Source organism: Acinetobacter sp. YH12142 (assembly GCF_013418435.1).
In the GTDB taxonomy this organism is placed as follows: domain Bacteria; phylum Pseudomonadota; class Gammaproteobacteria; order Pseudomonadales; family Moraxellaceae; genus Acinetobacter; species Acinetobacter amyesii.
The window spans coordinates 1-25066 of the sequence record NZ_VPCB01000025.1 but is presented as its reverse complement, the minus strand read 5'-3'; the positions used below and the strand labels follow the sequence as shown (position 1 = coordinate 25066).

23 protein-coding genes and 2 pseudogenes are annotated in these 25066 nt (G+C 37.9%); 12 read left to right on the top strand and 13 right to left on the bottom strand.

What is annotated here, in order from left to right; genetic code table 11:
- Positions 1-696: 696 nt before the first annotated feature.
- Complete coding sequence (locus FTU77_RS14830) at positions 697-1962, bottom strand: type II toxin-antitoxin system HipA family toxin (RefSeq protein ID WP_000934717.1); 1266 nt, start codon at positions 1960-1962, stop codon at positions 697-699.
- Positions 1962-2267, bottom strand: a complete 306-nt coding sequence (locus FTU77_RS14825) for a helix-turn-helix domain-containing protein (RefSeq protein ID WP_000366814.1) — start codon at positions 2265-2267, stop codon at positions 1962-1964. The genes FTU77_RS14830 and FTU77_RS14825 overlap by 1 nt, the downstream gene beginning before the upstream one ends.
- 546 nt (positions 2268-2813) lie before the next feature.
- On the opposite strand from FTU77_RS14825, the gene cml reads away from it, so the two are divergent.
- Both cml and FTU77_RS14815 read left to right on the top strand, forming a co-directional pair.
- The gene (gene cml / locus FTU77_RS14820; protein ID WP_020753574.1) at positions 2814-4079 is read left to right on the top strand and encodes a CmlA/FloR family chloramphenicol efflux MFS transporter; all 1266 of its coding nucleotides are present in this window, start codon (positions 2814-2816) and stop codon (positions 4077-4079) included.
- Complete coding sequence (locus FTU77_RS14815) at positions 4072-5277, top strand: ISL3 family transposase (RefSeq protein WP_020753573.1); 1206 nt, start codon at positions 4072-4074, stop codon at positions 5275-5277. The genes cml and FTU77_RS14815 overlap by 8 nt, the downstream gene beginning before the upstream one ends.
- A 575-nt stretch (positions 5278-5852) precedes the next feature.
- Here the strand turns inward: FTU77_RS14815 and FTU77_RS14810 are convergent.
- From FTU77_RS14810 to FTU77_RS14800, 3 genes are all read right to left on the bottom strand, one after another.
- The gene (locus FTU77_RS14810) at positions 5853-6110 is read right to left on the bottom strand and encodes a hypothetical protein (RefSeq protein ID WP_004726728.1); all 258 of its coding nucleotides are present in this window, start codon (positions 6108-6110) and stop codon (positions 5853-5855) included.
- A gap of 349 nt (positions 6111-6459) precedes the next feature.
- The gene (locus FTU77_RS14805; protein ID WP_179990952.1) at positions 6460-7056 is read right to left on the bottom strand and encodes a putative adenosine monophosphate-protein transferase Fic; all 597 of its coding nucleotides are present in this window, start codon (positions 7054-7056) and stop codon (positions 6460-6462) included.
- 12 nt (positions 7057-7068) lie between these two features.
- The gene (locus tag FTU77_RS14800) at positions 7069-7236 is read right to left on the bottom strand and encodes a YhfG family protein (protein ID WP_000946583.1); all 168 of its coding nucleotides are present in this window, start codon (positions 7234-7236) and stop codon (positions 7069-7071) included.
- 317 nt (positions 7237-7553) lie between these two features.
- Between FTU77_RS14800 and FTU77_RS14795 the strand changes: the two genes are divergently transcribed.
- Genes FTU77_RS14795 through FTU77_RS16175 form a run of 4 tightly spaced genes read left to right on the top strand, consistent with a single transcriptional unit; the run spans position 7554 to position 13702 of the window.
- Positions 7554-8003, top strand: a complete 450-nt coding sequence (locus tag FTU77_RS14795; RefSeq protein WP_127800793.1) for a hypothetical protein — start codon at positions 7554-7556, stop codon at positions 8001-8003.
- The gene (locus FTU77_RS14790) at positions 7990-10329 is read left to right on the top strand and encodes a hypothetical protein (RefSeq protein WP_127800787.1); all 2340 of its coding nucleotides are present in this window, start codon (positions 7990-7992) and stop codon (positions 10327-10329) included. The genes FTU77_RS14795 and FTU77_RS14790 overlap by 14 nt, the downstream gene beginning before the upstream one ends.
- Positions 10330-10333: 4 nt before the next feature.
- Positions 10334-13534, top strand: a complete 3201-nt coding sequence (locus tag FTU77_RS14785; RefSeq protein ID WP_127800785.1) for a site-specific integrase — start codon at positions 10334-10336, stop codon at positions 13532-13534.
- 60 nt (positions 13535-13594) lie between these two features.
- Positions 13595-13702, top strand: coding sequence for a hypothetical protein (locus tag FTU77_RS16175; protein ID WP_372551473.1), 108 nt, complete (start codon positions 13595-13597; stop codon positions 13700-13702).
- 144 nt (positions 13703-13846) lie between these two features.
- Here the strand turns inward: FTU77_RS16175 and FTU77_RS14780 are convergent, their stop codons facing one another.
- Together FTU77_RS14780 and FTU77_RS14775 are read right to left on the bottom strand one after the other, a co-directional pair.
- Positions 13847-14065, bottom strand: a complete 219-nt coding sequence (locus FTU77_RS14780) for a hypothetical protein (protein WP_000550047.1) — start codon at positions 14063-14065, stop codon at positions 13847-13849.
- A 30-nt stretch (positions 14066-14095) separates the two neighbouring features.
- Positions 14096-15478, bottom strand: a complete 1383-nt coding sequence (locus FTU77_RS14775) for an IS200/IS605 family accessory protein TnpB-related protein (protein ID WP_168370265.1) — start codon at positions 15476-15478, stop codon at positions 14096-14098.
- A 642-nt stretch (positions 15479-16120) separates the two neighbouring features.
- Between FTU77_RS14775 and FTU77_RS14770 the strand changes: the two genes are divergently transcribed.
- Positions 16121-17320 (top strand): integrase arm-type DNA-binding domain-containing protein, encoded by a 1200-nt coding sequence (locus FTU77_RS14770; protein ID WP_180056113.1) that lies wholly within the window; start codon positions 16121-16123, stop codon positions 17318-17320.
- Between the two features lie 41 nt (positions 17321-17361).
- Here FTU77_RS14770 and FTU77_RS14765 read toward each other — a convergent pair whose 3' ends face one another.
- A complete protein-coding gene (locus FTU77_RS14765; protein ID WP_005245163.1) occupies positions 17362-17775 on the bottom strand; it encodes a Cd(II)/Pb(II)-responsive transcriptional regulator in 414 nt (137 codons plus the stop codon).
- A 79-nt stretch (positions 17776-17854) separates the two neighbouring features.
- Here FTU77_RS14765 and FTU77_RS14760 point away from each other — a divergent pair, with 79 nt between their 5' ends.
- Positions 17855-18259, top strand: a complete 405-nt coding sequence (locus tag FTU77_RS14760; RefSeq protein ID WP_180004480.1) for a hypothetical protein — start codon at positions 17855-17857, stop codon at positions 18257-18259.
- A complete protein-coding gene (locus FTU77_RS14755; RefSeq protein WP_127800877.1) occupies positions 18246-19133 on the top strand; it encodes a cation diffusion facilitator family transporter in 888 nt (295 codons plus the stop codon). The genes FTU77_RS14760 and FTU77_RS14755 overlap by 14 nt, the downstream gene beginning before the upstream one ends.
- 84 nt (positions 19134-19217) lie before the next feature.
- On the opposite strand, the pseudogene FTU77_RS14750 reads toward FTU77_RS14755, so the two are convergent.
- Positions 19218-19442, bottom strand: a pseudogene (locus tag FTU77_RS14750) (efflux RND transporter permease subunit); the annotation flags it as partial.
- On the opposite strand from FTU77_RS14750, the pseudogene FTU77_RS14745 reads away from it, so the two are divergent.
- Positions 19442-19585 (top strand): annotated as a pseudogene (locus FTU77_RS14745) (antitoxin HicB); the annotation flags it as partial. The pseudogenes FTU77_RS14750 and FTU77_RS14745 overlap by 1 nt on opposite strands.
- A 252-nt stretch (positions 19586-19837) precedes the next feature.
- Here the strand turns inward: FTU77_RS14745 and FTU77_RS14740 are convergent.
- Positions 19838-20089: a hypothetical protein gene (locus tag FTU77_RS14740; protein ID WP_004658363.1), complete on the bottom strand. Its 252-nt coding sequence runs from the start codon at positions 20087-20089 to the stop codon at positions 19838-19840.
- A 194-nt stretch (positions 20090-20283) separates the two neighbouring features.
- Between FTU77_RS14740 and FTU77_RS14735 the strand changes: the two genes are divergently transcribed.
- Entirely contained in the window at positions 20284-20505 is a 222-nt protein-coding gene (locus tag FTU77_RS14735; protein ID WP_004658364.1) for a helix-turn-helix transcriptional regulator, read from the top strand.
- Between the two features lie 172 nt (positions 20506-20677).
- Here the strand turns inward: FTU77_RS14735 and FTU77_RS14730 are convergent.
- A protein-coding gene (locus FTU77_RS14730) for an IS3-like element ISAba14 family transposase (protein WP_099046175.1) occupies positions 20678-21822 on the bottom strand; the annotation gives its coding sequence in 2 pieces (ribosomal slippage) (positions 20678-21558 and positions 21558-21822; 1146 coding nt in all).
- A 277-nt stretch (positions 21823-22099) separates the two neighbouring features.
- Between FTU77_RS14730 and FTU77_RS14725 the strand changes: the two genes are divergently transcribed.
- The gene (locus FTU77_RS14725) at positions 22100-22888 is read left to right on the top strand and encodes an aminoglycoside adenylyltransferase domain-containing protein (RefSeq protein ID WP_038350081.1); all 789 of its coding nucleotides are present in this window, start codon (positions 22100-22102) and stop codon (positions 22886-22888) included.
- Between the two features lie 126 nt (positions 22889-23014).
- Here FTU77_RS14725 and FTU77_RS14720 read toward each other — a convergent pair whose 3' ends face one another.
- Both FTU77_RS14720 and FTU77_RS14715 read right to left on the bottom strand, forming a co-directional pair.
- The gene (locus FTU77_RS14720; protein WP_077170035.1) at positions 23015-23473 is read right to left on the bottom strand and encodes a DUF523 domain-containing protein; all 459 of its coding nucleotides are present in this window, start codon (positions 23471-23473) and stop codon (positions 23015-23017) included.
- 234 nt (positions 23474-23707) lie between these two features.
- A protein-coding gene (locus FTU77_RS14715; protein WP_119285041.1) for an IS3 family transposase occupies positions 23708-24873 on the bottom strand; the annotation gives its coding sequence in 2 pieces (ribosomal slippage) (positions 23708-24615 and positions 24615-24873; 1167 coding nt in all).
- Between the last annotated feature and the right edge of the window lie 193 nt (positions 24874-25066).

Genomic DNA, 25066 nt, shown 5'->3' with positions numbered 1-25066 from the left:
AAAAAGAGATCCGATTGCATTTGAACAAGCAACACAGCAGATTGAAAAATTACGAGAGCAAGCGGCACGTGGTGAAATTATATTAGGTTATGTTGATGAAACAGGGTTTTCATCTACACCTGATAACACTAAATATAAAAAAAATGGAAGAATAATTTACTAAGTTATTGTTTTTAAGTTGATCCTTGTTTTATATGGGGGTGATAATAACTTCTGATTACTAGTTTTTACCTTAAATATACCGATTGAAAGATTCATTTAAAGGCTATGAATACATGAGTTTTACAGTTTGGCTAGGTCAGCATGAGTACTTTTCACAAGATTTAAGATCGACCATGAACGTGATTAAGTTATAGGGGATTGATGAAATAGTTTTTATGAATTTCTGGCTTTCTGGGCTGATTTTATCAAATTCATGTCTATGCAAAATTGCGACATATTTCTCGTGCTGGTAGTTATCCAGAGTTTGGTCTGCATCTATCCATAGTGCAGACCTTTTTTTGGTGACAGTTTTTTCTTAGTGATTTTCGATCTGGATGTAGTGATTTCACGTTTGCAGAATATATCTTGGCGGTGATCCATCTAATATTCGTGATTATAAAGAGAGCTAATTCACAGGTTCTACAGATTATGTAGCGACTAACTATATCAAAGTCTATTTGCAGTTGATGGTTGGCGCTTAGTTTATATTTACGCTTAGGTTTCAGTTAAAAAATCAATATTCTGTTGAATCCGTGATTGAATCATCTGTAGGGTAGATTCTCGAATTTGATGGGGATACAGGCGCTGCGCAATTTGACTAAATTGAAGTGCAATTTCACGCATGGTCAAGATGATCTCATCGACTTCTAGAGTAGTCAGATTAGCTTCTGAAGTACCGAGTTTATGTATGTCATTTCGGGAAATATTGAGCGCTTCTCCCATAATGTCCATTTGATGATAACCACCTGGACCCTCGCAGAAGGTCACATCATAGGCTGGAGCCAATTTCCATTGACCATTTTTCTCCATGAGAAATGAAAAGTTCTTAGTATGGTCATCCCGATTATTGAAAAGCACATTAAACACAGCACGTTTAAAAGCATGCAATCTTTCTCGTACATCTTGCGTACACATCAAGGTTGCCCGGAGAAAATTGCGATAGTCTAGGCTACCTGGAACTTTATAGTCTGCTCCTGTATATGCAGCCAAACTCTGCATTGGAATCCGCATACCATTTTGACGATCGAATCGTTTAGAAGCAAAAGCCGTTAAACCATTGGGCAAATTAAAGAAATGGGTATCTGGAGTCTCAATTGCACAAAGTCGCAAACATTCTGCATAGACGGCTTCAATGGCGCAGACTTCAGGATGCTCTTGCTGAGCAGGAAACTTAATCAGCCAGGCTTCATGTTGATCAGAATCTTGAGTCGAAAACTCTAAATTGACAGGATCTCGGTAAACCAACGCTTTTGGTCTGGCACCTTGAGGGGAGCCACCCATGACCAATAAATGCTGTAGAAATTCACCACCTTCACCTTTGAGTACTTCTTGAACTTCCTGGGCCAGTTGTTGTAAAGGGATATTTTCTGAGGTTTGCATGTCAGCAACACAAGGTTCAAAGGAGAGGGCACCCATTGCGTGACTACTAATATAGGTCAGACGCTCCAAAGGTCCAATTCGTGCTGAATTTAAGCCAATTTTTTTGAAATATCGATCCATCAACATCATGCCCCAACCATCTGGTAAAGCGTCATAGACTGGACCTGGGAGTCCCATTTGATGAGTAGGAAAACCTTGTCTGAATGGTAGACCTTTTAAAGGCAGCAAGTAAGAAGAGAGCTCAACACCTTGCTGTATTGCTTCTGGACTATATTCAAAAGCAATGGTGGGTCTACCTGTCGTGGCTGTTGAACTAATCAGCGTTCCCCATAACCATGATTCGCCCCAACCGTTGTAATAAACATTAAGTCTATTGAGCATTATCCCTTCCTCTTAATACGGTGGCGCTTACTTTGACTCTCATAGCGAAGAATGTCATTCACACTGTTAAGCTGAGGTTTAAATAGTTCCTGAAGTTCGTTTAATCGACCCAAGACCATTGCAATACGGACTAAATTTTCAACAGATACATTTCGTCCCGCTTCAAGATTCGAAACTGTATTCACGCCGACACCAGCGCGTGCTGCTACCTCAGCTTGAGACATCTCCAGAAAGAGTCGTTGCTTACGTAAACGCTCACCTAAAAGAGTCACAACTTCTTCTGGTTTAGTGAAATATAAATCCATTAAATTGGGTCTTAAGAATGAATAATTTAATTAAATCACAAAATAATGGAATTAATCTATAGCTATAGTGTGGCTAAGGAGGGCTTTGTTGCACAGCACATCAGAAGGGTAGGTATAGTCCTTGGGTATCGGTTACAGAAAATCATCAGGATGTACTTTGACTGATTGTTGATACGGAGATTTCAGTATTTTCATTTTTCCTAATAGGTCACATTACTTAGAAAGGGTTCTTCGAAAATTAGTTCATACTTTAAAAATCCTATAAATATTGAGGATATTTTCTTAATGCTTTCAATATAGCATGCGGCTATATGTAACTCGAACGGGCTTAATCTGCCTTTCAGTATAAATTTTTTGGTTCTTTGCACTTTAGCGTGAAGATTGTTACGATATGGACTCATCCATGAGATAACCCGCACATGAGCGCTACCAAGAAAGCAGACAAGTAAGCCGCAGCAACCTTCGTTTTCGGTTGTTGCGGCGTTCTCAAGAACCTAGTTGCTCTGCAAGAGCGCCGCCAAATTCTTAACTTAAGGAGATGGCTTCGTGCGCTCAAAAGATTTTTCTTGGCGGTATTCTCTTCCCGCCACGCTATTGCTGTTATCACCATTCGATTTGCTGGCGTCACTGGGCATGGATATGTACCTGCCCGTGGTGCCTTTCATGGCGGATGCACTTGGGTCCGGTGCAGGGACGATCCAGCTGACGTTGACGGCATACCTGGTTTTGCTTGGAGCCGGACAGCTTCTCTTCGGCCCACTGTCGGATCGGCTGGGTCGCCGCCCCGTTTTACTTGGTGGCGGGATTGCCTATATTGCGGCTTCATTCGGCCTCACCGTAGTTTCATCGCCAGAACTTTTTCTGAGCTTCCGCGTTCTTCAGGCCTGCGGCGCTTCGGCATGTCTCGTTTCCACTTTCGCGACGGTACGCGACATCTATTCGGGCCGTGAGGAAAGCAACGTCATCTATGGCTTGCTCGGCTCTATGCTTGCGATGGTTCCTGCGATAGGCCCACTGCTAGGAGCGCTGGTCGACGCGTGGCTCGGATGGCGCGCAATCTTCGGCTTGCTAGGGATGGCAATGATAGGCGCTGTTATCGCAGCCTGGCGACTCTGGCCAGAGACTCGGCGGCACCGGACGGCAGACCTACAGTGGTCGCAGCTATTGACTCCTGTGAAACACCTGAACTTCTGGCTGTACACGCTCTGTTACAGCGCGGGGATGGGCAGCTTTTTCGTCTTTTTCTCGACCGCCCCCTGGCTAATGATGGGGAGGCAAGGGTTATCGCAACTTAGCTTCAGCTTGCTATTTGCTACAGTGGCCATCGCTATGATGGCTACAGCGCGAATCATGGGACGACTGATTCCCCGGTGGGGAAGCCTGAAGACCTTACGAGTGGGAATGGGGTGTCTGATGGCGGGAGCGCTGTTGCTCGCTGTTGGCGAGACATTGGCACCGGTCTCGGTGCTTGGCTTCATCGCCCCGATGTGGCTCGTGGGTGTTGGTATCGCCACTGCGGTATCGGTGGCACCCAATGCCGCTCTTCGAGGTTTCGATCATATCGCTGGGACCGCTACAGCAGTCTACTTCTGTTTGGGTGGACTACTGTTAGGGATTATCGGGACACTCATTATTACGCTTTTATCGACTGGTACCACCTGGCCGATCATCGCTTATTGCCTCATCCTCGCAACAGCAGTGCTTTGTCTGTCCTGCATCAATCCCAACAGACGCCATCTCAGCCAAGAAGAACATGATGCCTTGGCGCTACAAGGCACCGATAGCGCGCAATCGGTCCATGATCATGACTAGCGCTGATGTTTGGAGCCTGTTCTGGAAGGGCTTTTCGCCAGCGTCTCATGGGCTTCTAGATGAACAGACTTTGCTGATCCGTCTTACACACGACGAGGAGCATACGCCAATTTGTAGCCGATGCGATTGCCCTTGTTTCCTGGTACATGACATCAATTGGCGCCGAGTTCGCGAGTCACCAATTATGCAGTATCGCGTCGAGTTGGATGTACCTGTGCGGCGGCTGCGTTGTCCACAATGCGGTCCAACCAGAGAGCGGATCGATTGGCTACCACCGCGCTCCCGTATTACGCAATCATTGCGCAACTGGATTGAGAAATTAGTACAGATGCTGCCCGTCAGTCATGTTGCCAATCTTTTGGGCTTGCATTGGCATACAGTCAAGACTATTGACATGGAGCGGCTCAAACGTGATTTGCACGAGCCAGATCGAAGTCGATTGCGCCGCCTGATGATGGACGAATTCGCCTTGCACAAGGGTCATCGCTACGCCACGGTGGTCGCCTGTGCCGACACCCAGCAAGTGGTGTGGATTGGCGAGGGCCGCTCGCGTGAGGCGATCCGGCCGTTCTTCGAGTGGTTAGGCGATGCCCGGAACCAGATCGAGGCAGTGGCCATGGACATGAACTCAGCCTTCGATCTTGAAGTGAAGGCCCAGTGCCCCAACGCGGTGGTGGTCTACGACCTGTTCCATGTGGTGGCTAAGTATGGCCGCGAAGTGATGGATAGAGTGCGAGTTGATCAGGCCAATCAACTGCGAGATGACAAGGTCGCCCGCAAGGTGATCAAAAGCAGCCGTTGGATACTGTTACGCAATGCTGACAACCTTGAGCCCGAGCAGGCGGTCAAGCTGGACGAACTCCTGGCCGCCAATGCGTTCTTGACTACGGTGTACGTGCTCAAGGACCAACTTAAGACGCTATGGTTTGCGGAAAGCGAGACGACGGCCAGAAGCGCCTGGCGGGAATGGGCCGGCATGGCCCTCGGTAGCGGAATTGATGCTTTGGTACGATTTGCCAAGAAGCTGGAGCCATATATGGAGGGTATCGTTTCCAGTGCCCTCCACCGGCTGAACACCAGCGTGCTGGAGGGCATGAACAACCGGATCAAAGTCATTAAGCGGATGGCCTATGGATACCGCGACACGGACTACTTCTTCCTCAAGATCCGTGCTGCATTTCCCGGCAAAGTGCGATGAACTAATTTTTTGGGCGTGAGAGGGGAGAGGTGTGAGGGCAAGCAATTTATATCGTGGATACTTCTAAATTACTTATGTAATAGAAGGTGGTAAACATGGATTTAGAGGTAATAACACTAAATATAAAAAAATTGGAAGAATAATTTATTAAATTATTGTTTTTATGTGGTTATTGGTGATGTTATGAATAATAATAACTTTTTTCTTGATGAATTTTACCTAAAAAAATTGATCAGATAATTTTCTTTAAATGTCATGCATACATAAATTTGACAGTTTGAAGGGATCGGTATGTGCATTTTTCACAAGGTTAAAGATCGACCATAAATGTGATAAACGGCAGAGGATCATTGAAAAATGAATGGATTTAAACACTACATGTATGCACGAAAAAAAGTATCGCTGCGGTTCTGCTGACAGGCTGTATTGAGCATTGAATGCAAATGATGTAGTAATTGTCTACAGGCTATAGGACCAGCATGAAGAAGAATGAAATGTAGTTGCCAATTTATAACCTTGGTTGAAAAGCATAGCATTGTTATTCGGAGAAGTGAGGTAAGCCATCCTTCTCTTATTCATTTAAAATGATTCTTACTCAACTGATCTCGACTCATGGGCTGGTTCCAATTAGACGGATAATAACTTCCATCCCCTATCTTTTTCTTACCACATTTCTTGCATTTAATCCCTTCTTTGGAGATTTGATTCAGCATCACTGTTGTCGGTTGAATCAAATCAATGACATAGTTCGTTGGTTCAGGAAAAGCAGAAGAGGCTGCTTTATTGCAAAAGAGAACATTCGGATCAAATGGATTGGATTGCACAAAAGCCATGATACAGCCACAGAGTAATTCACCTGCATGTAATCTGTAACATCCATTCAGGTCATCAGACGAAGATTAATCTGAAATTTAAGCACTAAACACCATAAATCTATGTATGGGCAGACTTTTTTGAGACATATGTTGATAAACATGCGGCAAGTTACATTGCTTAAAAGTCTATCTAAGTTAACGATCTATTCAATTCTGGATAAGTAATCTGAATATTACGATCCTAAATTACCCGAAGAGTATTAAGATTTCTAAGAATCGTGATTGTTGGTTTATTTGGGAAATTAATCAGTGGATTGAAGCAAAGATGATGGCTCATTAAGGATTGTGGGCTTCGACTACTTAAATTTTAGGTATTTTGAATAAAGCATATTTCAAAAATCTTAATTAATGGATTTAAATTACCATAAAAACCTTCAATATTGGCTTGAATCCATTGTTGTTGAGAGTCAATGCGAGACCAATCAATACCATAACCACAATGAGCAATCAGATGCTCAAAGAAAATCCGTTGTGTACGTCCATTACCTTCACGGAATGGGTGTATGACATTAAGCTCACAATACAAGTCGGCAAGTTGAGGAATCAGTTGTTGTGGTGCTAAGCCTTGAAAGTATTTTTTTTCTTGAAGCGGTTTGAGTAGTTTATTGGTTTCAATTTCAATACGGGAAAAATTACAAAAACGGGTGTCACCTTTGGAAATATCGATTTGTCTTAACTTTCCTGCCCAGTCGTATAAGTCGCCAAAGAGCTGCGCATGAATTGATTTTAAGTATTGTAAGTCGTAAGGTGGTTCAGCATATTCAATTAAGTTACTTGCCAATCCAGACAGTTCTAGTTCAGCTTGTTCTAAAATTTGTTCATCACGAATATTGAGTTTGTTCTTTAGGATATTTGTGCCAGGGTAACAATACAGGCTGTCACCCATTTCCCCATATTTATCCATACATGCACCTGACTAAGATTCGGGTTGCGAATACTTCTTATATTTTTGCAAGATTTCAGCTTTACTTTGTTGAGTTGTTTGAGCTGTCGTTGTAATGCCTTCAAGCTTTAGGCTGGCTTGATAGTTTTGCGAACGTGTCGCTTGAATATATTTTCTTTTCTGTTCAGTGGTTCTGAGCATTTCGAAACTCCATTGATGCTACACGTGAAGTAAGTATAGCAGAGAATCTTTTTGATCAATGCTGCATACACAGCATTTCTAAAATGTAATACAACGGTATTGTTTCATGTAATAACAGAAAACTAAAAAAAAGTGGAAGAATTCTTAAAATTTAGACCACCCATGATAAGTAAACCATATGTATTTGTTGATAATTGTAATTTTGAGAAAATTTAGTTGATAAATTAAATGAATTTTAATATACAAAGATATGCTCATTTTTTATATCGATAAAAATGTTAAAATTTGACTATTTAGTAAAAAATATAGAGATATTTATGGGGCAATTTATCATGCCCTTTTGCTTTGAGCGACAAAATGTTCAATTTAAGATAGTAAAAATTAACTCAGAACTACTGAAAATCAAAAAGATTAAACAGAGCCAGAAAGTAGTAGTACAAGCAAAGTTCAAAATAATCTATGTGAAAATTTGGCAAAAAATATTGCTATTAATGCAAACGGAGCCAGGCTTACGTGTGCATTCTAATTATGTTGCAATCTTACAGTTGATACATAATCTTGATGATTTTATCGAAAAATCACAACAACACTTGTGCTTTGAAAGAAAAGCTCAGAAAGAACTGGATGCTAAATTTTTTGCAAGATTTTTTAAGCTAACAAAGAATTCAATAAAGGATCAACTTTTACCAAATCGTTCTGATCACAATGAATTTAAACAATGCAACGTGATAAAAATATTAAGCGAAAATGAATATGCCAAACATTGAAACACAAGAGCAATTCTTAGATTTAGCAGAAAAATATCAACAAGATTATTGTCTATTACGTGATGATATTGTAAATACACAATTTGTCGATCTATCAGATGATTTGTATAAAGATGTCTACGCTCTATACAAATTAGCACAACAAATTTATAGCTATATATCAGGCTCCAGACAGATCGGTAAGTATTCTTTTTTAGCTGCTGTGAGTTTTTTTGCATGTCCAGATTCTAGTAATACACAAGAGCTGTCATCGCAACGTTATTTGATTCTACAAGCGAGTTTTTTAACATATCGGCAGTATCAAGAATTTGCAAAAATTGATAAAGCTGAGAATAAGCAAAAACATGTTTGTGACCTATTACGCTATGTCTCACGATATGTGCTGGATTCTAATCATGCTGAATTATTTCATGAATGTAGTAAGCTGCTAAATTGTTATGTCACGTACGAACGTAATTTGAAAAAAGAGGATCGTAATCAACTTTTTAATATTAAAGATTTCGAACAAGTACAAGTCATAGAGTATTTATCGGCTCTATTAATAATTTTTAAAAGACTAGATGATCGTCGTGTAGTTCATCGTCAGCGTAAGTCAAAAAAAAGCAAAGTTTTGCAATGGCCGACGAAAAATGAACTCAAAAAATTTCGTGAAATTAAAACGGGTAAGCAAGTAGATATTGGACATAACGCAAAGATTAGTATTTATGATGCCGCTCTTCACAAAGATGAAGAGGGTGAAGTTGATCTATTAGATCCTGAAATGGAGTTTTATTCAGAAGATGAAAAGTCTAAAAATTTAAATTATATACTCAGCGATAATGCGACGCATCTAATGCGGCATCGCCAGCGCCGTCATGCTCCTTTTGTTACAAATCCACATTATTTGGCGCCAGATATACTGAAGCAAATTGTTTATGTGTTGAGAACCGAGTTATCCGGGCACTGGAGGGATGCTGCAATCGCTGCAGCATGTTTATTGTCACTTTTGACGGGATTATCACCCGTCGCACTGATGGATTTTAACGAGCTTATTCAAGATGGAATTTTGATCCAGAATGGTTCAAGTAGACGTCGCGAATATTTACTCAAATTAAATCTTAAAATTACAGAGCAGAAGATTAAGAGCTTAAATCATGTGCGGTGGAATGAAGTGATGACACATCAACTACATTTACCTTCTGCTTGGTTTGACTATATAGAACAAGCATCGAATCCACTAATTTCATCAACACACATTAATACGAAACTTAAGAATTGGCTTGATAATCGGTTTGTAGGTTCGATCACTGTAGAAAAACTGCAGGCTCAATTATATTTTCATATATATTATGAAACATATAATGAATATCTTGCTCATGTAATTGCTGGGCGGGATAGTCAGCATCACATGCCTGGTATCTATTATGGCGGGCTACCGAAAACTCAACTCAGTAGCACATATCTAGCCTTTTTAGAAAAAGCACTTACACCACATTCCACACATTTTACTGAAGACACGGCTGAACTAAAAATATTGCAACAACAATTCAAAGTGCAATCTGCATTATCTATAGGAAGGATAGGGAGCCAACTGGCACTTGAACCCAATTTTGTGAAAGAGCAATTCCATATTTTACATAGACATTGTCACGAAAACATCCAAGAAGATAAGCACATTATTAATCAACTTAATGCATATGCGTGTTGGATGTGGCATATCAGTTTGTTGAGTTTGGCAAGTCGGCCTAAAAAAAACCTGTTGGGGAATTTGGATGATTATTGTGTTGAGCTCAAGCTTTTATATGTGAATGATAAAAAAAATAGTAAAGCAAGAAAAGATGGTCGTTTTATCCCTTTATCTGATTTTTTCATAAAAACACTGCAAAATTACACTGCCTTTTTAGAACAAATTATTGAAGCGTACGGTTCATTTTTTAGACAAGTCTTTGCAAAGAAGAAGATAACTGTAAATGATCTTTTTGGTAAGGTCATTTTTAGTAAAGATATCTTGCCGATAACTGTCAAAGAATGGCAGAGCAGGAAAATTAAGTTAATCCCTTTATCGAGAAAATGGGTGAATTCATATATGCAAGGAGTCTTTCCAAAGAATATGTATTCGAATTGGTTACGTCATTTTGACATGAACTTTTTGATGCATGAGCAGCAAGAGGGTAAACCAGCATTAGCTTTTCACTTAATTCAGGCCCTGTATGGTCATGACCAACGTGACCGAGAGGCTTTTCATCCGCATTCTTCACTTATCCCGAATGTCTATGTACAGCAAGCCCGCCAGCAATTGCAAGATAATGTCAAATCTTTATCGATTAAACACTTAGAGCGAAAATAGTTGTATGCAAAAAATCAAAGAACTAATAAAACCACAACTAGATGATCTATTTGTTGATATTCATAAAATGGTGAAAAAGTCGCTAGATAGACAGCCTTCTCCACCTGAAGTATTGACGAAAGAAATGCAGCAAAAACTTGATCAGCAGATCGCTGAAAAATGGCATGACATTAAAGATAGTGTTGATTGTTTGAGTCAAAAGTTGAGCCGAGACGAACAATCAAAACTGATGCAATTTACTGAAGATGAATTTAATAAAAGAAGGAAGCAATTCAACCAGAATGTAGATAAAAAATCATACAGAATTAAGCTAAATCCACATACTAAACGGATCGTACTGCCTAGAAAAATTGAGAGTACAGAGTCACGGTTAGAACAGGGGCATCTACATATCCATGTACTTAAGGAATTAAGGCAGTATTGGCAAGATTCATTTGAATATTGGAATGAACCAAAGTACTTATGGGGAAATTTATGCTTAAGTTTTATATATATTTCAGGCTGTGCAGATGAACAGCATTTGATTGCTATTCAGAAGCAATTGCAGGAGGCCATTGAGCTTGGTACAGATCTGAATTGTTTTCGGTTATACCATTCGGACTACAAAAAAATCACTAATCCATTGTTACTACATTATCGTGTTGAAAACTCTCAATATGGCAACGATGTAGAACAGGGAAAGTTGTACCAATGGAAACATGTTTTTTTTAACCCATATGCGCAGTTCATTTTGCAATATTTAAAAAAGTTGAAAGCTGCTCAGAAAGAATTTTGTCTGCAACATTCAGTTGAAGATTGTATTTTAGAAAGCTTGAGTAAGATAGGCAGGAAAAAAAGTCTTGGGGATCTGCAATATCAAATTAAACGCCGTGGATTTCGTGCATTTAATGATGTGCAAATGGTACTCGAATTTAATCCAAACCTCAGCATAGATATATTTTTGAGTAATGTGCTTCAGCAAGAGATTAATACTGTTGCTTTAAGGCCATCCGAATTTAGATTGCTGTGGAATAATGATTACAATCAAGTCACAGAACCAGATAATCGCCCTATTCATTTTGAACAAGAGCAGTTACTTCCTGAAGTTCCGACTGTTCAAAGCAAATTACAAACGATTCCGTATGAGTTGATGTTGTTTGGTCAAAAGAAACGTAAAGGTCAAAAAGTTGAGCGTTTAGATAAAAAGAGGAATAAAGAAGAACGCACGCTACGTTTTTGGCAAGAAACTAGAAGGGTGTTAGAGGAGAAGATAGTTGATGCTAATACGGAGGAAAAGTCTTTAATTGATGCTCAACTACGCTTAATTCACTGGTTAATGCATTTAAAAAAACGAGGGCTTCAATTATCAACTATTGAAAGCTACTTAGGATCGTTTGGCAAAGAATTTATATTTGAGATTTGGCTCAATAAATTAGATTTAAAGCAACAATCCATAGATGACTATGAGGATTTATATCGGCAGCTATTGAAATACAGCAGTGAACGTGATGAAAAAGCAGTTCAACGAGATTCGGTGAAAGGAAAAACCTCTCGTAAGATGCACCAAAGCGCAGAATACCGTTTTGGTCGCCTAAAAGATTTTCATCAATTCTGTATAGAGAATTATGATGCTCCAGGGGTATTGGTGTTACAGAATTCAAGTTTTAAGCATTTACAAATTTGCAATGCACGGCTAGTGAGTCCTTTGCTATTTGGCAAATTATTGGAAAAACTAGAAAATTTAAGTCAAGAGCCAACGGCATCAGAGTGGGTCGATCATCTGAGTTGTTTAAAGCTGATGTATTTACTAAGTTATAGAACTGGACTTCGATTAAATGAAGTTCGTTGTCTTAAAATACAAGATATTATTTGCCCAGAGCTACTTTATAAAGAAAAAGAAAATACAGTTTTTAATAATATCACGCTTCATATCCAAGACAATTCATATCGCCGTCTGAAAACGCGAAGTGCGAATCGTCAAATACCATTGAAAATTGCATTGTCAGAACATGAGTTTTTAGTAGTACAACGTTACATACAACATCGTTATGAGCAATATTTGGTTAATCAGCAGGATGATCTACTTTTTAGTGTGAATCATCGTGTATTAACTGATCAATGTATCAGCAAAATTACAGTAGATTTGTTTAGTCAAATATTAGGTATGCATCATGGCTTTAGTTTTCATACATTACGCCACAGTGCTGCTAACTATCTAGCAATAACTTTGCTCGGTTCAAAAGAAATGATCAAGACCTACACAGATTGTCCTTGGGTAAAAGCAAAAAAGATGAGGGATTTATTGTTTGGTATGAAAGCACGTGCTCAAGAAGAGATTATTCAACATAAATGGCAGGTGCTCGCCTCTTGGATGGGGCATAGCAGTATTGAGCAAACGGCTTCAAATTACCTTCATGTTTTGGATTTATTAGCAGTCGATCGAATTTATAATTCGCCGTGTATCATTTCAAAAAAAGTATTAGAACAGTGTTTTAGTCCAGTGAAGTCAAGTACAGACTACATAAACCTAAATCGTTATACTCAGCAGCAGAAATGGTTTAATTCTTATCAGCAAACACAGCCAGTTACGATGGCTGGCCGACAAGAAAAGAAGTTTAGTATAGAGAAGAGTACTCTGACACCTTTTCAACGTTTGATAAGTTTTAGAGAAGGTCGATTAAGCGAAGATACCCAAGCTCAAGAATGGATGCAACGATGTCAATGGATGAGCACTAAATGGATGGATCGCCAAAAATTTAATTTAAAAACGAATTATGTTTATAGTAAGAATTTAGAAGAGAGTTGGTTTGATGAACTTTACGAAAAGGCTAAAAAACTGACTCGTCCAGATGAAATAATTCCTCTCCTTGATTTTCATTATAAAGATGATAGGCAGCAAGATGCACTGAAAGAAAAGAACATGGTTAAGGCGCTTAAAATATTATTATTATTTGGAAAACTGCGTAAGAATTTTCTACATTTTCAATGCCGAATGAAAGGTGATGAGCAACAAATTGTTAATTTTATTACTGGTATAGAGCCAATGTTAGGAGATCATCTGTATTTAGAAAAACAAAACTACCCAGTTAATTTGGATGCTCCTGAGCGAACCGTTAAATTTAGTTTTCAAAGAGTTGTCGGCTCTAACAAAAAAAATGTTACTCCGCTGGTTATATTTAATTTAATGTTAAAAATGATGCAAAAAGATGAACTCTGGATCAAATAGCCTAAGCATGTTAAAGGGGAATTGTTTAGAAATTTCCCTGTTTATAAGTAAACTGCCTTTATGAAAAGCACCATGCTGACTTGGATTAATAAGCGGAATGTAGTATCACAGTTTGATCGCTGGATTTACGAAAATGGTGTGAAGATTAGCGGTATGGTAAATCGATGAGCTAAAGTGTTGTAGTCCAAACTCGATCTGACAATTACCCATTTTTTAGTGTGCCCGTCAGGTTAAATTTGAACTGAATTTTTCTCAGCCCAAATTCATTTCCAATCAAGTTATGTTTCAAGTGGCGTGCGAACACTGCACAATTTAATTCACGGTGCCTAAGACAGGTATCAACTTCGGACCAGCCATTCTAGCTTTGCTAATGATTTCCACCAGCTCATCATAAGTCAGTTCAAACTTATCCTCACTATCAAATACATAGACCATATTCTTGCCTTCATGTTCAGGTGGAGTAGGTGGTACAAATCGTTTCGGGATAAGAATTTGTGCGAGTTGTTCGTCAGTTAATTTAAATAAGTGCATGTTTTTATCCTACTGTTCCTTAAAATGTATTCAAACATACTCAAGGACTAATTCGCACTCTGTTAATGTCTTGTTGCCAAGCGTGTAACTAGAGCCTGAGTCGGTCAGTTCCGACTTGTAGCGGTCAGTCCGTTCTTGCAATATACGCTTTACAGTTTTGTAAGGCGTATAACGACTTATCTCATTGTCGTTTAATCTTGCAAGCACGTTTCTCGCAGCATTCCAATCAGCTTGCACAACTTCCCCATTGAAACGGTGAAAACGATCTCCCTTACGTGTACCTATTAAAAGGCCATGCAAGAAAGAATCACTTTGCGAAGTATATGCAGAATTGACTAGATGCACCGTAGAACCTCTACGGTGAGATATAGAAGTTAGGGCATTAGCTAACAAACCTTTAGCCCATGTATTTAAGCGTCTATTGGTGTTTTTGCCATAGTTGCGTTTACTTTGAATTGGGGATGTTAAATCTTCCGCAACAATCACTTTGGCTTTATCAACCAACTTGTGAGTTGCTGTAAATATTAATGTTTTGAGCTTTGCTTTTTGAGTATCTTGTCGCTTATCTAGTTTTTTTCGACCTAGATTATTTAACTCAATTTTCTGTTTCTTGTGCGGTTTGGCTTTAGAAATCGCTCTGAGCTTATTTCTACGTTTGTACTTTTGATTTAGGTAGTCTGATTCACTTGAGATCAATTTACCTAAACCATTGCCATATACTTCACCATCAGAATCCACAAAGGCTTCTGAATAACCTTTATCAACACCTACGGTTTCCTGACCACAATCCTGTGTTTCAACTGCATCATAAGTTGAGTGAACTTCAACATTACCGTTTTTTAGAATGATTCTAAGTGTGCCTTGTGGCGCAAAATCAACAGTGGTGTTTAGTGGAATTTTAATGGTTTGTCGAGGGACTAGACTCGGCACTTTAAGCCAACATTGACCATTTAACTCAAAAGTTTTACACATATCCGCACGAACAATAATTTGATTATGTGTGTGATTAACACCATGCTTAAAGTGATTACGCATTTGACGATGGAGGAAATTATCAGTCATCCATTCATCTTTTTTAAGCAAGGTGTATAGTCTTTTTTGTTCATTATTACAGGAGGTGCGTTTTCGGATCGCCTGCTTTACTTTGTCTTTTGATGCTTCTCGATAGGCTTTAATATCACCTATGCAATCACGTAGCGTTTCTTTCCACGCATTTGCAGAAACACCAAAGTCACGACTTTCTTTCATCCACGCATCACGAATAGCTCTGTCACTGATATTCAAACCTGAAATAGCACCATATTTAGCCCACACCTCGCTACGAATACGACCAAGTAAAACAGCTTGTTTCTCAAGCTGTTTGTACTTTTGCACATTCAAGTTTTTACAATGGTGGATGCGTGTTAATTTCACAAAGTCATGCCTAGGTTAAGGGATTGGATAATCAATAGATATGGATGCTAATATACCAAGACACTCACCTAAAATACAAAAGATAATCATTTAAATCTCTAATAAATACCCACCTTGCCACTACTGAATCGACATAGACAAAATGAGAACTTATGCAAATATTTGTCTATATTTTTAGTTATAGTTAATTACTCTCGTAAAACAGCTGACGAAGTCCGAGATAGAATCATTGCGTCAAAACAAACGTGATGCTTATGCACTTATGATGAAAATGAATTAATTATTATTTAATTAAGTTAAAAGACTGCTATATAGCGGTCTTTTTTGTTTTTGAGCTCTACAAATTTTAATGAGTACATATAGTTACTTTTATAAAAATGATAATAAAGGGTAGAGGAGGTCATCTAAGAATTTAAAGCACAAGACTTATTTAACATTGATGACAGAAAAAGTGAGTTGTTGGGAACTTAAAGAAGAGGTGGTACTTATAATGGTTACTAAAATACAAATACTTAAAATATTAAATATATAAAACAATATATTACAAATATATATGATGCGTAGTGTACGCATCATACATAAAGCGTTCTATTTTGATATAATTGATCCAATCAACCCATTGTTAGGTTTCATTTAAATTCCATGAGTCTTACTGAAATTAAAGTTCGCCAAGCTCATTGTAAGGAAAAAACCAGTTTTTTATCCGATGAAGATGGGCTTAGCCTGAAGATTGAGCCGAGTGGAAGAAAATCTTGGTGCTATCGCTATACAGATCCACAAACTAAAAAACGTCGACGCATTCAGTTAGGTCGTTATCCTGATTTATCGCTGAAAAAGGCACGACAAGTCAGAGATGACTTTAAAGACAATGATTTCTGTTTTGAACAAGATACTGCCTCTAATGTCATCACCTTTGGTAAGGTCGGGGAGGAGTGGTTACAGTTCAAACTGAAAAGTGCCTTCAACGATCTACCCCGCTGTGGTGTACTACAGTTAGCAGAAAGATGCTTACAGCAAGATATTTATCCAGACCTTCAGGATCTACCTTTTCAAAACATCAAGCGTTATGACCTGGTTTCAGTAATCAAAAAAATAGAGGGACGCCAAGTAAAAGAACCTGTCAAGAAAGCTTGTAGTTATTTGAACCAAATTTATGACTACGCTGTAGCGATGGGTTATTGTGAATTCAACATCGCGCATGGTTTAAATAAAATCGCCATTAACAGTAAAATCAAGAAAAATTATCCGTATTTGAAAGCGGAGGATATATCTGATTTTAAGTATAAATTACAAAAATTGGATGCCCATCCGATTATTAAAAAAGCACTGCTGTTCAAATTACATACTGGCGTGCGAGGGGCTGAATTGTTATTGGCTGAGCCTCATCATTTTGATTTAAATGAAAAAGTCTGGAAAATACCTGCCTTGCATATTAAACAGTTTCGACGAAAAGTCATATTAGGCCATGAGATTCCCGACTTCTTAGTTCCACTTTCAGATCAGGCTTTAGATATTTTAAAAGACGTCATGCAATGGTCATACGGTGAAAAGTACATTTTTGCTAGCCCACGGAAACATAATCAACCGATTCATTTTAATACATTAAATATGGCTATACGTAAGATGGGCTATGGAAAACATCAATTATCCTCTCATGGACTACGTTCCACTTTTAGTACCATTTTGAATGACTCAGGTTTGTTCCAGGATAACTGGATTGAGGCACAACTTTCACATATTGATAAGAACCGTACCCGTGCCAGCTATAATCACGCTGACTATTTAGCCCAGCGGACTGAAATGATGCAGTGGTGGGGTGATTATTTAAGTACTGCTAAGTGAAAATCGTACTTTTATACATAGACTTAAAACATTATGGGGTTTCAAATGGATAGTAAACAATATACTTGCCGTGTTACATGGTCAGCAGAATATAATGAGTATGTTGGGTTGTTCGAACCACAAGCACTAGCCATTTGTTGTAATTCAGCTTTAAGCGCCCTTAATTCTTTCATGCGTTTATTCACTAGTGCAAGTTGCTGATCAATTAATGCATTAACGCTAGAGCAGCTTTCTTCTGGCTTATTTTTTAATTCGATAAGACGTTTAATATCATTGAGTGATATATCTAGGCTGCGACAATGCTTTACGAATTCCAATTGTTTAAGTGCTTTGCTATCATACAGCCTGAAATTACCTTCTGAACGATTTGGATTTAACAGTAATCCTTCTCTTTCATAATATCTAATCGTTTGTATTGAACAGCCCGATTTTTTTGACAATTCGCCTATTTTCATCAATTTCCCCCAGACATTTGACTCTATAGTTACTATAGAGTCTATAGTATAAGTATGCAACGAAAAGGATATATAAAAAATGACTGAGAAATATTTAAACAATACGAATATCGTTAATTTTGAACACAAAGATATCCAATCCTTGATCGATCAACGTAGGTGGAAAAACTTGGATAACTTCAACAAAATTGGTGCCGCTTATCAGTTTGTAAAAGATGATTTTTGTGGTTATGGTGTTGCAACAAAGTGCTTTTCATCACCAGATACAGATTGGCGTGGAGAAAATACCTATATTCAAAAAGAAGGTATTCATGATGACTTTGGGCTTTATGATTCCCCTGATGAGTTCTATTTCGAAAAAGGGACTAACTTGTCGGGGTTCAAACGCTGGATATATCAACGCTTGATACGTCACTTGATTAATATGAATGTATCAAAACTAAGAAATAGAAAAGTACTAGAGGTACAAAATGCACAACCATAATCATAGTCATCAACATGGTAAAGATGACCGTATTGGTTGGGCATTTTTCCTTAATGTGACATTCACTATTATCGAATTTATAGGTGGTTGGCTCACTAACAGTACGGCGATAATGGCAGATGCAGTTCACGATCTTGGTGATAGTCTTTCAATAGGTTTTGCGTGGATTTTAAGTCGTTTTTCAGATAAAGAAGCATCAGATAAGTTTAGTTATGGTTATCGTAGACTTACTCTCTTTGGCGCATTGATAAACAGTATTGTTTTAATCATTGGCTCAATTTGGATTTTATTTGAAGCAATTCCAAAGCTGTCCAATCCTGAAATGCCTGTAGTCGAGGGGATGTTAGGGCTAGCGATACTCGGCGTTGCCGTTAACGGATATGCTGTATTAAAATTAAAAGCGGGTGAAACATTAAATGAGAAAGTGCTGACATGGCACCTTCTTGAAGATGTACTTGGATGGGTTGCCGTTCTTATAGTCTCTATCGTACTGTTGTTCGCTGAACTGCCGATATTAGATCCCCTTTTATCAATAGGGTTCACGCTGTTCATCTTGTTTAATGTTTTCAAAAACCTGAAATCAACACTCGTTTTATTTCTTCAAGCTGCACCCGATAAAGAGACTCAAAAGCGTATTAAACTATCACTAATGGAATTTCCTGAAGTTAATGGTATCCACCACATGCACTTTTGGTCACTAGATGGTGAAAGTCACGTTTTAACAGCGCACCTTGAGCTGAGTGACAACTTTGACGTTAAAGAATTAATTAGGCTTAAACAAGAAGTTGCAGCTAAATTATCTTCCTATCATTTATCGCATACAACGATAGAGTTTGAGTTTTTAAATGAAAATTGTCGGGATGAAGCGCAGTAAGCTTTATCAATAAAATGTTGGGCATACAATATTAAAAGCAGCTTAATTAGGCATAACCTAGTAATTAAGCTGCTTTTTTTGATTTTAAATTTCGTCGGATTGCTGTTTGCTACTCTCAGAGCCATGCGCCCATTGATATAAAATAGGCAATACAAACAAAGTTAAAATTGTAGAAGATACAATACCGCCGATAACAACTGTTGCTAGTGGTCGTTGTACTTCTGCACCAATTCCAGTGTTTAACGCCATTGGAATAAAACCTAAACTTGCGACCAGTGCCGTCATTAAAATAGGTCTTAAACGAATGATGTGCTGAGTTTCCATCATTGTCTTGGCTTGATGCGGATCAGTCTAAAGCATTCTCAGGAATAGAGGAGCTCGTTGCTGATGTTGTCGCTGATATGATTAGCAATAATGAAAAAGTTCCTACACCACTCTCCGGGAAAATATAGTAGGCAGTTTGTTGTCCTTGTTCTCAGTGGTTCAACAAAAACTAGCCCTCGAAGCCGCAGAACGTGGCGTGGACATAAATTGTTTAGTATCAGTAAAAAGAGCGATGTAATTTTAGTACGAGTGAGTGATAGAGCAGGAACCTATGCTTCATATATTCAGTAAATGGTATGTTTTTGAATTAATAGGTATTTTTAAATAAAGCTTTCTTTGATTTAGTGCTTTTTATTTAATAAATTAATTTTAAAAACAACTTAGGCTAATTGATAAACACTATCTGGAAAGATTAAAAGAAAATATTTTTTAATTTCTGCTAATTCATTTAAGGCAGGTTCCCTTTCAAGCAGTTGAAATGTCCAAATAAGTACAGCCTGATGATTATCATAGCAAGTATTTACTCCAAGAAAATTAGCCATTCCATAACTTCTATTGATGTTCATTTCTTTAATTAATTGATTTCCTAAGTCACGAGCTTGCTGGCTGATCAATAACTCATTTGGTAACACGGCGGTCATCTCCACAAAATAATCTAATGCAGGTTCAATCCTTATATTTAAAAAGTTATAATTTAGTTGAAATGGATAAAATATACTTTCTATAAGTTGTAATAACCTGCTGTAGGTTAATTTTAGCAAAGTATTACTCAGTCAACAACTTCAAATAACCCACAGCAAGTTATTTTTTGTAAATTAATTTAAATATGATTACTTGTAAGTTATCTAGCCTCATGGGCGATAGAAAAATTTTAAAATTAAGTGAAGTGGTGCATGCAACAGGTATCAATCGCAACACGCTCACAAGTATGTATTATGACCGTGCTGTACGTATTGAATTACCAGTCGCCGATAAGTTGTGTAAGTACTTTAACTGTACGATGAATGATTTGTTTGAGTTTAAGGAAGAAGTTGAAGAAAAAGATTAACTTAATACTTCGTTTGATAAGTTTTTCGAAGAAAAAGACTAGCCAATACTTAGTTTGATAAGTTTTTCTCTGCAGATCTAATATTGAATTTTATAAAATATCATTACAAACAGAGGTGGTTCCACTTGTTTGAACAACTAAAAGCGTATTTATAAGTGATATTCCGCTCTAGTTAAGCCACCTTGTTTTGTTGGGGTAGCTGATCATAGTAAAACTCATTTGGTGTCATTTTGTCTAGACTCGAATGAGGTCGTTTCAGATTATAAAACTCAAAATATGCACTCAATTGCTTTTTCGCATCTGTGACACTGCTATAAGCTTTGAGATACACCTCTTCATATTTAACGCTCCGCCATAATCGTTCAACCATCACATTATCTACCCATCGACCTTTACCATCCATACTGATTTGAATGCCATTTGATTTCAATACATCAATAAATGCATCACTGGTGAACTGACTGCCTTGGTCTGTATTCAATATTTCAGGTGATCCATATTTTTCAATCGCTTCATTTAAAGCCGAAATACAAAAATCCACCTCCATACTAATCGATACCCTATGCGCAAGTACCTTGCGGCTATGCCAATCAATCACAGCACATAAATAAACAAAGCCTTTTGCCATAGGGATATACGTTATATCCGTAGACCACACTTGATTACTGCGCTGAATAGCCAATCCTTTGAGCAGATATGGATATTTACGGTGAGCTTGATTAGCCTGGCTTAAATTTGGTTTGCAATATAACGCCTGAATACCCATTTTCTTCATTAAAGTACGTGTATGACGTCGTCCTATATGATGCCCTTGACGATTCAACAAATCACGCATCATACGACTGCCTGCAAAAGGATATTGCATATGTAATTCATCAATACATCGCATCAGCTTCAGATCTGATGAGCTAACAGGTTTTGGGCGATAATAATAACAACCACGAGAGACTTTCAGTAACTTAGCTTGTTTAGATACTGAAATCTGAAGTGAGTGATCGATTAACTTTTGTGGTTGAAGCGGCCCAGTTTCTTCAACACACCTTCTAAAAAATCAATTTCTAATGCCTGCTCACCGATTTTTGCATGTAACTTTTTAAGATCAATGGGAGGTTCTGATGGAGCTTTTGATTGATCGAAAGCTTGTGAGGAAGCTGAGATCAATTGATTTTTCCAGTCAATAATTTGGTTTTGATGAACATCAAACTCAGAACTCAATTCAGCAAGTGTTTTTTCTGCTTTGATCGCAGCAAGTGCTACCTTAGCCTTAAAGTCGTTTGAATGATTTCTTCTTGGTCTACGTGCCATAAAATACTCCATATATTGATGTTTATAACATCATTTGAGGAGCAGAGTATCACTTATAGGAGTTGTTCAAATTTCCGGATCCATCTCTAAGTGAGGAGGAAATGACTCTTACTATTCAGATGTTGTTTCAAGCTTTTTTTGATTGATAGAGTTTTATGTATTAAACTCTATATTGAAAGTAAATATATTGTAAAAATAGTATGTTATTTACTAATTGATTAAATTATTTACACTTATTCTGTATAATGCTCTATGAATTCATTACTTATTTTTTTAAATTAAAAATCATATGCAAAGCTTAAATGATGAAGAGTGTCGCCAAGTTGAAAGTGTAAAACAGCTTTTACAAAAAAATTTTAAAGATAAGCTTTATGCTATTTATTTATATGGTTCGTATGTTGATGGTGGTTTAAAACATAAAAGTGATCTTGATATTTTAGTTATTATTGAACGTGAAATTACCGATCAGGAAAGAAAACAATTAGCGCAGAATTTTCTAAATATATCTGTTCCGATTGGTCATGCTACAGCGCGTGCCTTAGAAATTACGATATTAGAAAAAGGGAGTATTACCAATAAAAATCATCCATATACATATCAGCTACAATATGGCGAGTGGTTGAGAGAAGAATTACTCAAAGGTGAATTACTTTATAGTCAATCTGATCCAGATATTAGTATTTTACTTAAAACTGCCCAATTACATAACATTACTATCTTTGGACCTGATATTTGCGATTGGTTAAATCCAATTAGCTATGAACAATTAATATTTGCCATGCAAAAAACTTATCCACAAATTATTGCTCATTGGAAAGACGATCAGGATGAATGTAATCAAATTTTAGCGCTATGCCGTATAGCTTATACATTAGATCATAAAACAATAGTTGCCAAGGATGTTGCTGCGACATGGTTTTTAGAATTCTTAAGTCAGATAGATCAAGACATTTTGCAACTCATAATAGATGAATATATTGGGCAAGGTCATGAGCAATGTTGGTTAGTTTTACATGATCAGCTTGCTAAAATTGTTAAAGAATTACAGCATAAAATTGAACCACTACTTTTTAACTGATGTGGAAGTAATGGATATGCTTCTTAGATTATTACCTCACTATATCTCTAAATACCGAAGAGACTTGATATTGCAAAGGGGGGCGTGGTTGGAGTTGCATGAAGATTTTAAATAAAAGCGGAGGAACTAGGGTAAAAGTTGCCAAAAAGTTTCTTCTGAAATGACTTTTATATTATGACGTTTAAGCAAAGCGGAGGTAACTCCATTGCCATAGATCTTATTCCCATTAAATTGACCATCGTAAATCATTGAACTACCACATGAAGGGCTATTTTCTTTAAGCACTACCAGAGTAGCTTTTAATAATTGAACTTTTTTTAAAGTTCTATATGCCCCTTCAATATAGATTGAAGTCACATCCTTTCCTGATTTTTCAATTACACAGGCTTTTCCATCTAAGACATCATCGCCATTACCTCCCGAAATCTCGGCAGGTTCGCGTGGTGTTGATAAACCGCCAAGAATCTCTGGACATACCATAGTAGCTTTTCCATCTTTGACTAATTTTTCGATTTTTTCGTTTAAGCTATGCGTCCCGTTATAACGTACCTTTAAGCCAGCCAGACAAGAACTTACTAAAATCATATTTCCTCTATGAAAAAGATATGTATCGATTTGCTATTTAGCCAGTACCTATTATTTTTTAAAATTAATAGGTTAGTGCTATGGATAAAACAAGAATTTAAATATGATCAATGCAAAGTGAGTTATTTTTTTTCTAACCCACAAAGCTTATAGATTAGTTTGATCCTTTTTGTTTAGAAAATTTATCAACAGTGATGTGTGCTGAATTAGCAGGAGACTTTCACTTGGGAGATTCTAGGCAGCTAACCGATAAAAGTCTTCTGCCATTTGATTTGGTGTCTTAAAATCCAAGCCTTTTTGAATTCTTCGCTGATTATAAAATAACTCTATATATTTTGTAATATCCGCTTTGGCTTCTTCCCTTGTTTTGTAGTTGCGATGATGGACTAGTTCATTTTTGAGTATGCCCCAGAAACTCTCTATCGGTGCATTATCAAAGCAGTCGCCTTTTTTGCTCATTGAACCCTGAAAATCAAATTTCTCAAGTAAGTTTCGATATTCATTACTGCAATATTGGCTGCCTCTATCTGAATGTACAATGAGATCTTTAGCAGGTTTCTGATTGCGAATAGCCATATTCAATGCATCACAAACAAGCTTGGCTGTCATGCGCTCATTTAAGCTATAGCCAACAACCTGTTTCGTGTAAAGATCTTTGACAGCTGCCAAGTACAACCAGCCCTCAGCCGTCCAAATGTAGGTAATGTCACTCGACCACGCAAGATTAGGCTTCGTCATTGAAAACTGTTGCTTGAGTAAATTGTCATAAATAGAACGGTTGTGATCACTGTTCGTGGTTCTTTTGAAACGCTTATGGCGCTTACAATACAACTGATTTGATTTTTTTATTTGGCGCACAGCATACGTACTTATTTTGATACCTTGCGCTTGTAAATGCTTGGTTAATCGAACATAGCCATAGCTTTGTTTGGTTTCTTCATGGGCTATTTTGACCAAAATTGTCTGCTGATTTCGCTGAATTGATCTTTTACTCATGCCTCGCTTTAGCCAATCATAAAAGCGAGAAACGGATACACGAAGTAATCGAGCCATTAAAATAATCGGAAATAAGTGGCTTTGCGATTTCATATAGGCGTACCTCACTGACTTTCTTTGGCAAAGTACGCTGCTGCCTTTTTTAAAAATTCACGTTCCATTTCAGCTGTTTTGAGCTGTTGTTTAAGCTTCTTATTTTCTTCGAGTAAGGCGTTTAGATCGGGCGAATACTGTTTTGTGCCTGCTAAAGTTCCAGCCTTTGCTTTGTTATTCCAGTTCGAAAGGGTTTGCATTGAAATGCCAAGTTGTCTAGCGGATTCCGATACATTACCTTGGTTCTCTTCAATGGCTTTTATGGCTTCAGCTTTAAATTCTGCGGTGTAAGTCTTCTGTTTCTTGCTCATGGTAAACTCCTAATGAGTATGTATAGTTTACCAAGTTAAACCCTCCTGTTTTTTAAGCACACATCAATGCCTCATGTGGCGGCCAGGACGGCCAGCCGGGATCGGGATACTGGTCGTTACCAGAGCCACCGACCCGAGCAAACCCTTCTCTATCAGATCGTTGACGAGTATTACCCGGCATTCGCTGCGCTTA

Bases quoted from the DNA above. Each gene is read 5' to 3' on its own strand.
- FTU77_RS14830 (WP_000934717.1), bottom strand. From the start codon at position 1,962: ATGCTCAATAGACTTAATGTTTATTACAACGGTTGGGGCGAATCATGG.
- FTU77_RS14825 (WP_000366814.1), bottom strand. From the start codon at position 2,267: ATGGATTTATATTTCACTAAACCAGAAGAAGTTGTGACTCTTTTAGGT.
- FTU77_RS14815 (WP_020753573.1), top strand. From the start codon at position 4,072: ATGACTAGCGCTGATGTTTGGAGCCTGTTCTGGAAGGGCTTTTCGCCA.
- FTU77_RS14810 (WP_004726728.1), bottom strand. From the start codon at position 6,110: ATGGCTTTTGTGCAATCCAATCCATTTGATCCGAATGTTCTCTTTTGC.
- FTU77_RS14805 (WP_179990952.1), bottom strand. From the start codon at position 7,056: ATGGATAAATATGGGGAAATGGGTGACAGCCTGTATTGTTACCCTGGC.
- FTU77_RS14800 (WP_000946583.1), bottom strand. From the start codon at position 7,236: ATGCTCAGAACCACTGAACAGAAAAGAAAATATATTCAAGCGACACGT.
- FTU77_RS14795 (WP_127800793.1), top strand. From the start codon at position 7,554: ATGGGGCAATTTATCATGCCCTTTTGCTTTGAGCGACAAAATGTTCAA.
- FTU77_RS14790 (WP_127800787.1), top strand. From the start codon at position 7,990: ATGCCAAACATTGAAACACAAGAGCAATTCTTAGATTTAGCAGAAAAA.
- FTU77_RS14785 (WP_127800785.1), top strand. From the start codon at position 10,334: ATGCAAAAAATCAAAGAACTAATAAAACCACAACTAGATGATCTATTT.
- FTU77_RS16175 (WP_372551473.1), top strand. From the start codon at position 13,595: ATGAAAAGCACCATGCTGACTTGGATTAATAAGCGGAATGTAGTATCA.
- FTU77_RS14780 (WP_000550047.1), bottom strand. From the start codon at position 14,065: ATGCACTTATTTAAATTAACTGACGAACAACTCGCACAAATTCTTATC.
- FTU77_RS14770 (WP_180056113.1), top strand. From the start codon at position 16,121: ATGAGTCTTACTGAAATTAAAGTTCGCCAAGCTCATTGTAAGGAAAAA.
- FTU77_RS14765 (WP_005245163.1), bottom strand. From the start codon at position 17,775: ATGAAAATAGGCGAATTGTCAAAAAAATCGGGCTGTTCAATACAAACG.
- FTU77_RS14760 (WP_180004480.1), top strand. From the start codon at position 17,855: ATGACTGAGAAATATTTAAACAATACGAATATCGTTAATTTTGAACAC.
- FTU77_RS14755 (WP_127800877.1), top strand. From the start codon at position 18,246: ATGCACAACCATAATCATAGTCATCAACATGGTAAAGATGACCGTATT.
- FTU77_RS14735 (WP_004658364.1), top strand. From the start codon at position 20,284: ATGATTACTTGTAAGTTATCTAGCCTCATGGGCGATAGAAAAATTTTA.
- FTU77_RS14725 (WP_038350081.1), top strand. From the start codon at position 22,100: ATGCAAAGCTTAAATGATGAAGAGTGTCGCCAAGTTGAAAGTGTAAAA.
- FTU77_RS14720 (WP_077170035.1), bottom strand. From the start codon at position 23,473: ATGATTTTAGTAAGTTCTTGTCTGGCTGGCTTAAAGGTACGTTATAAC.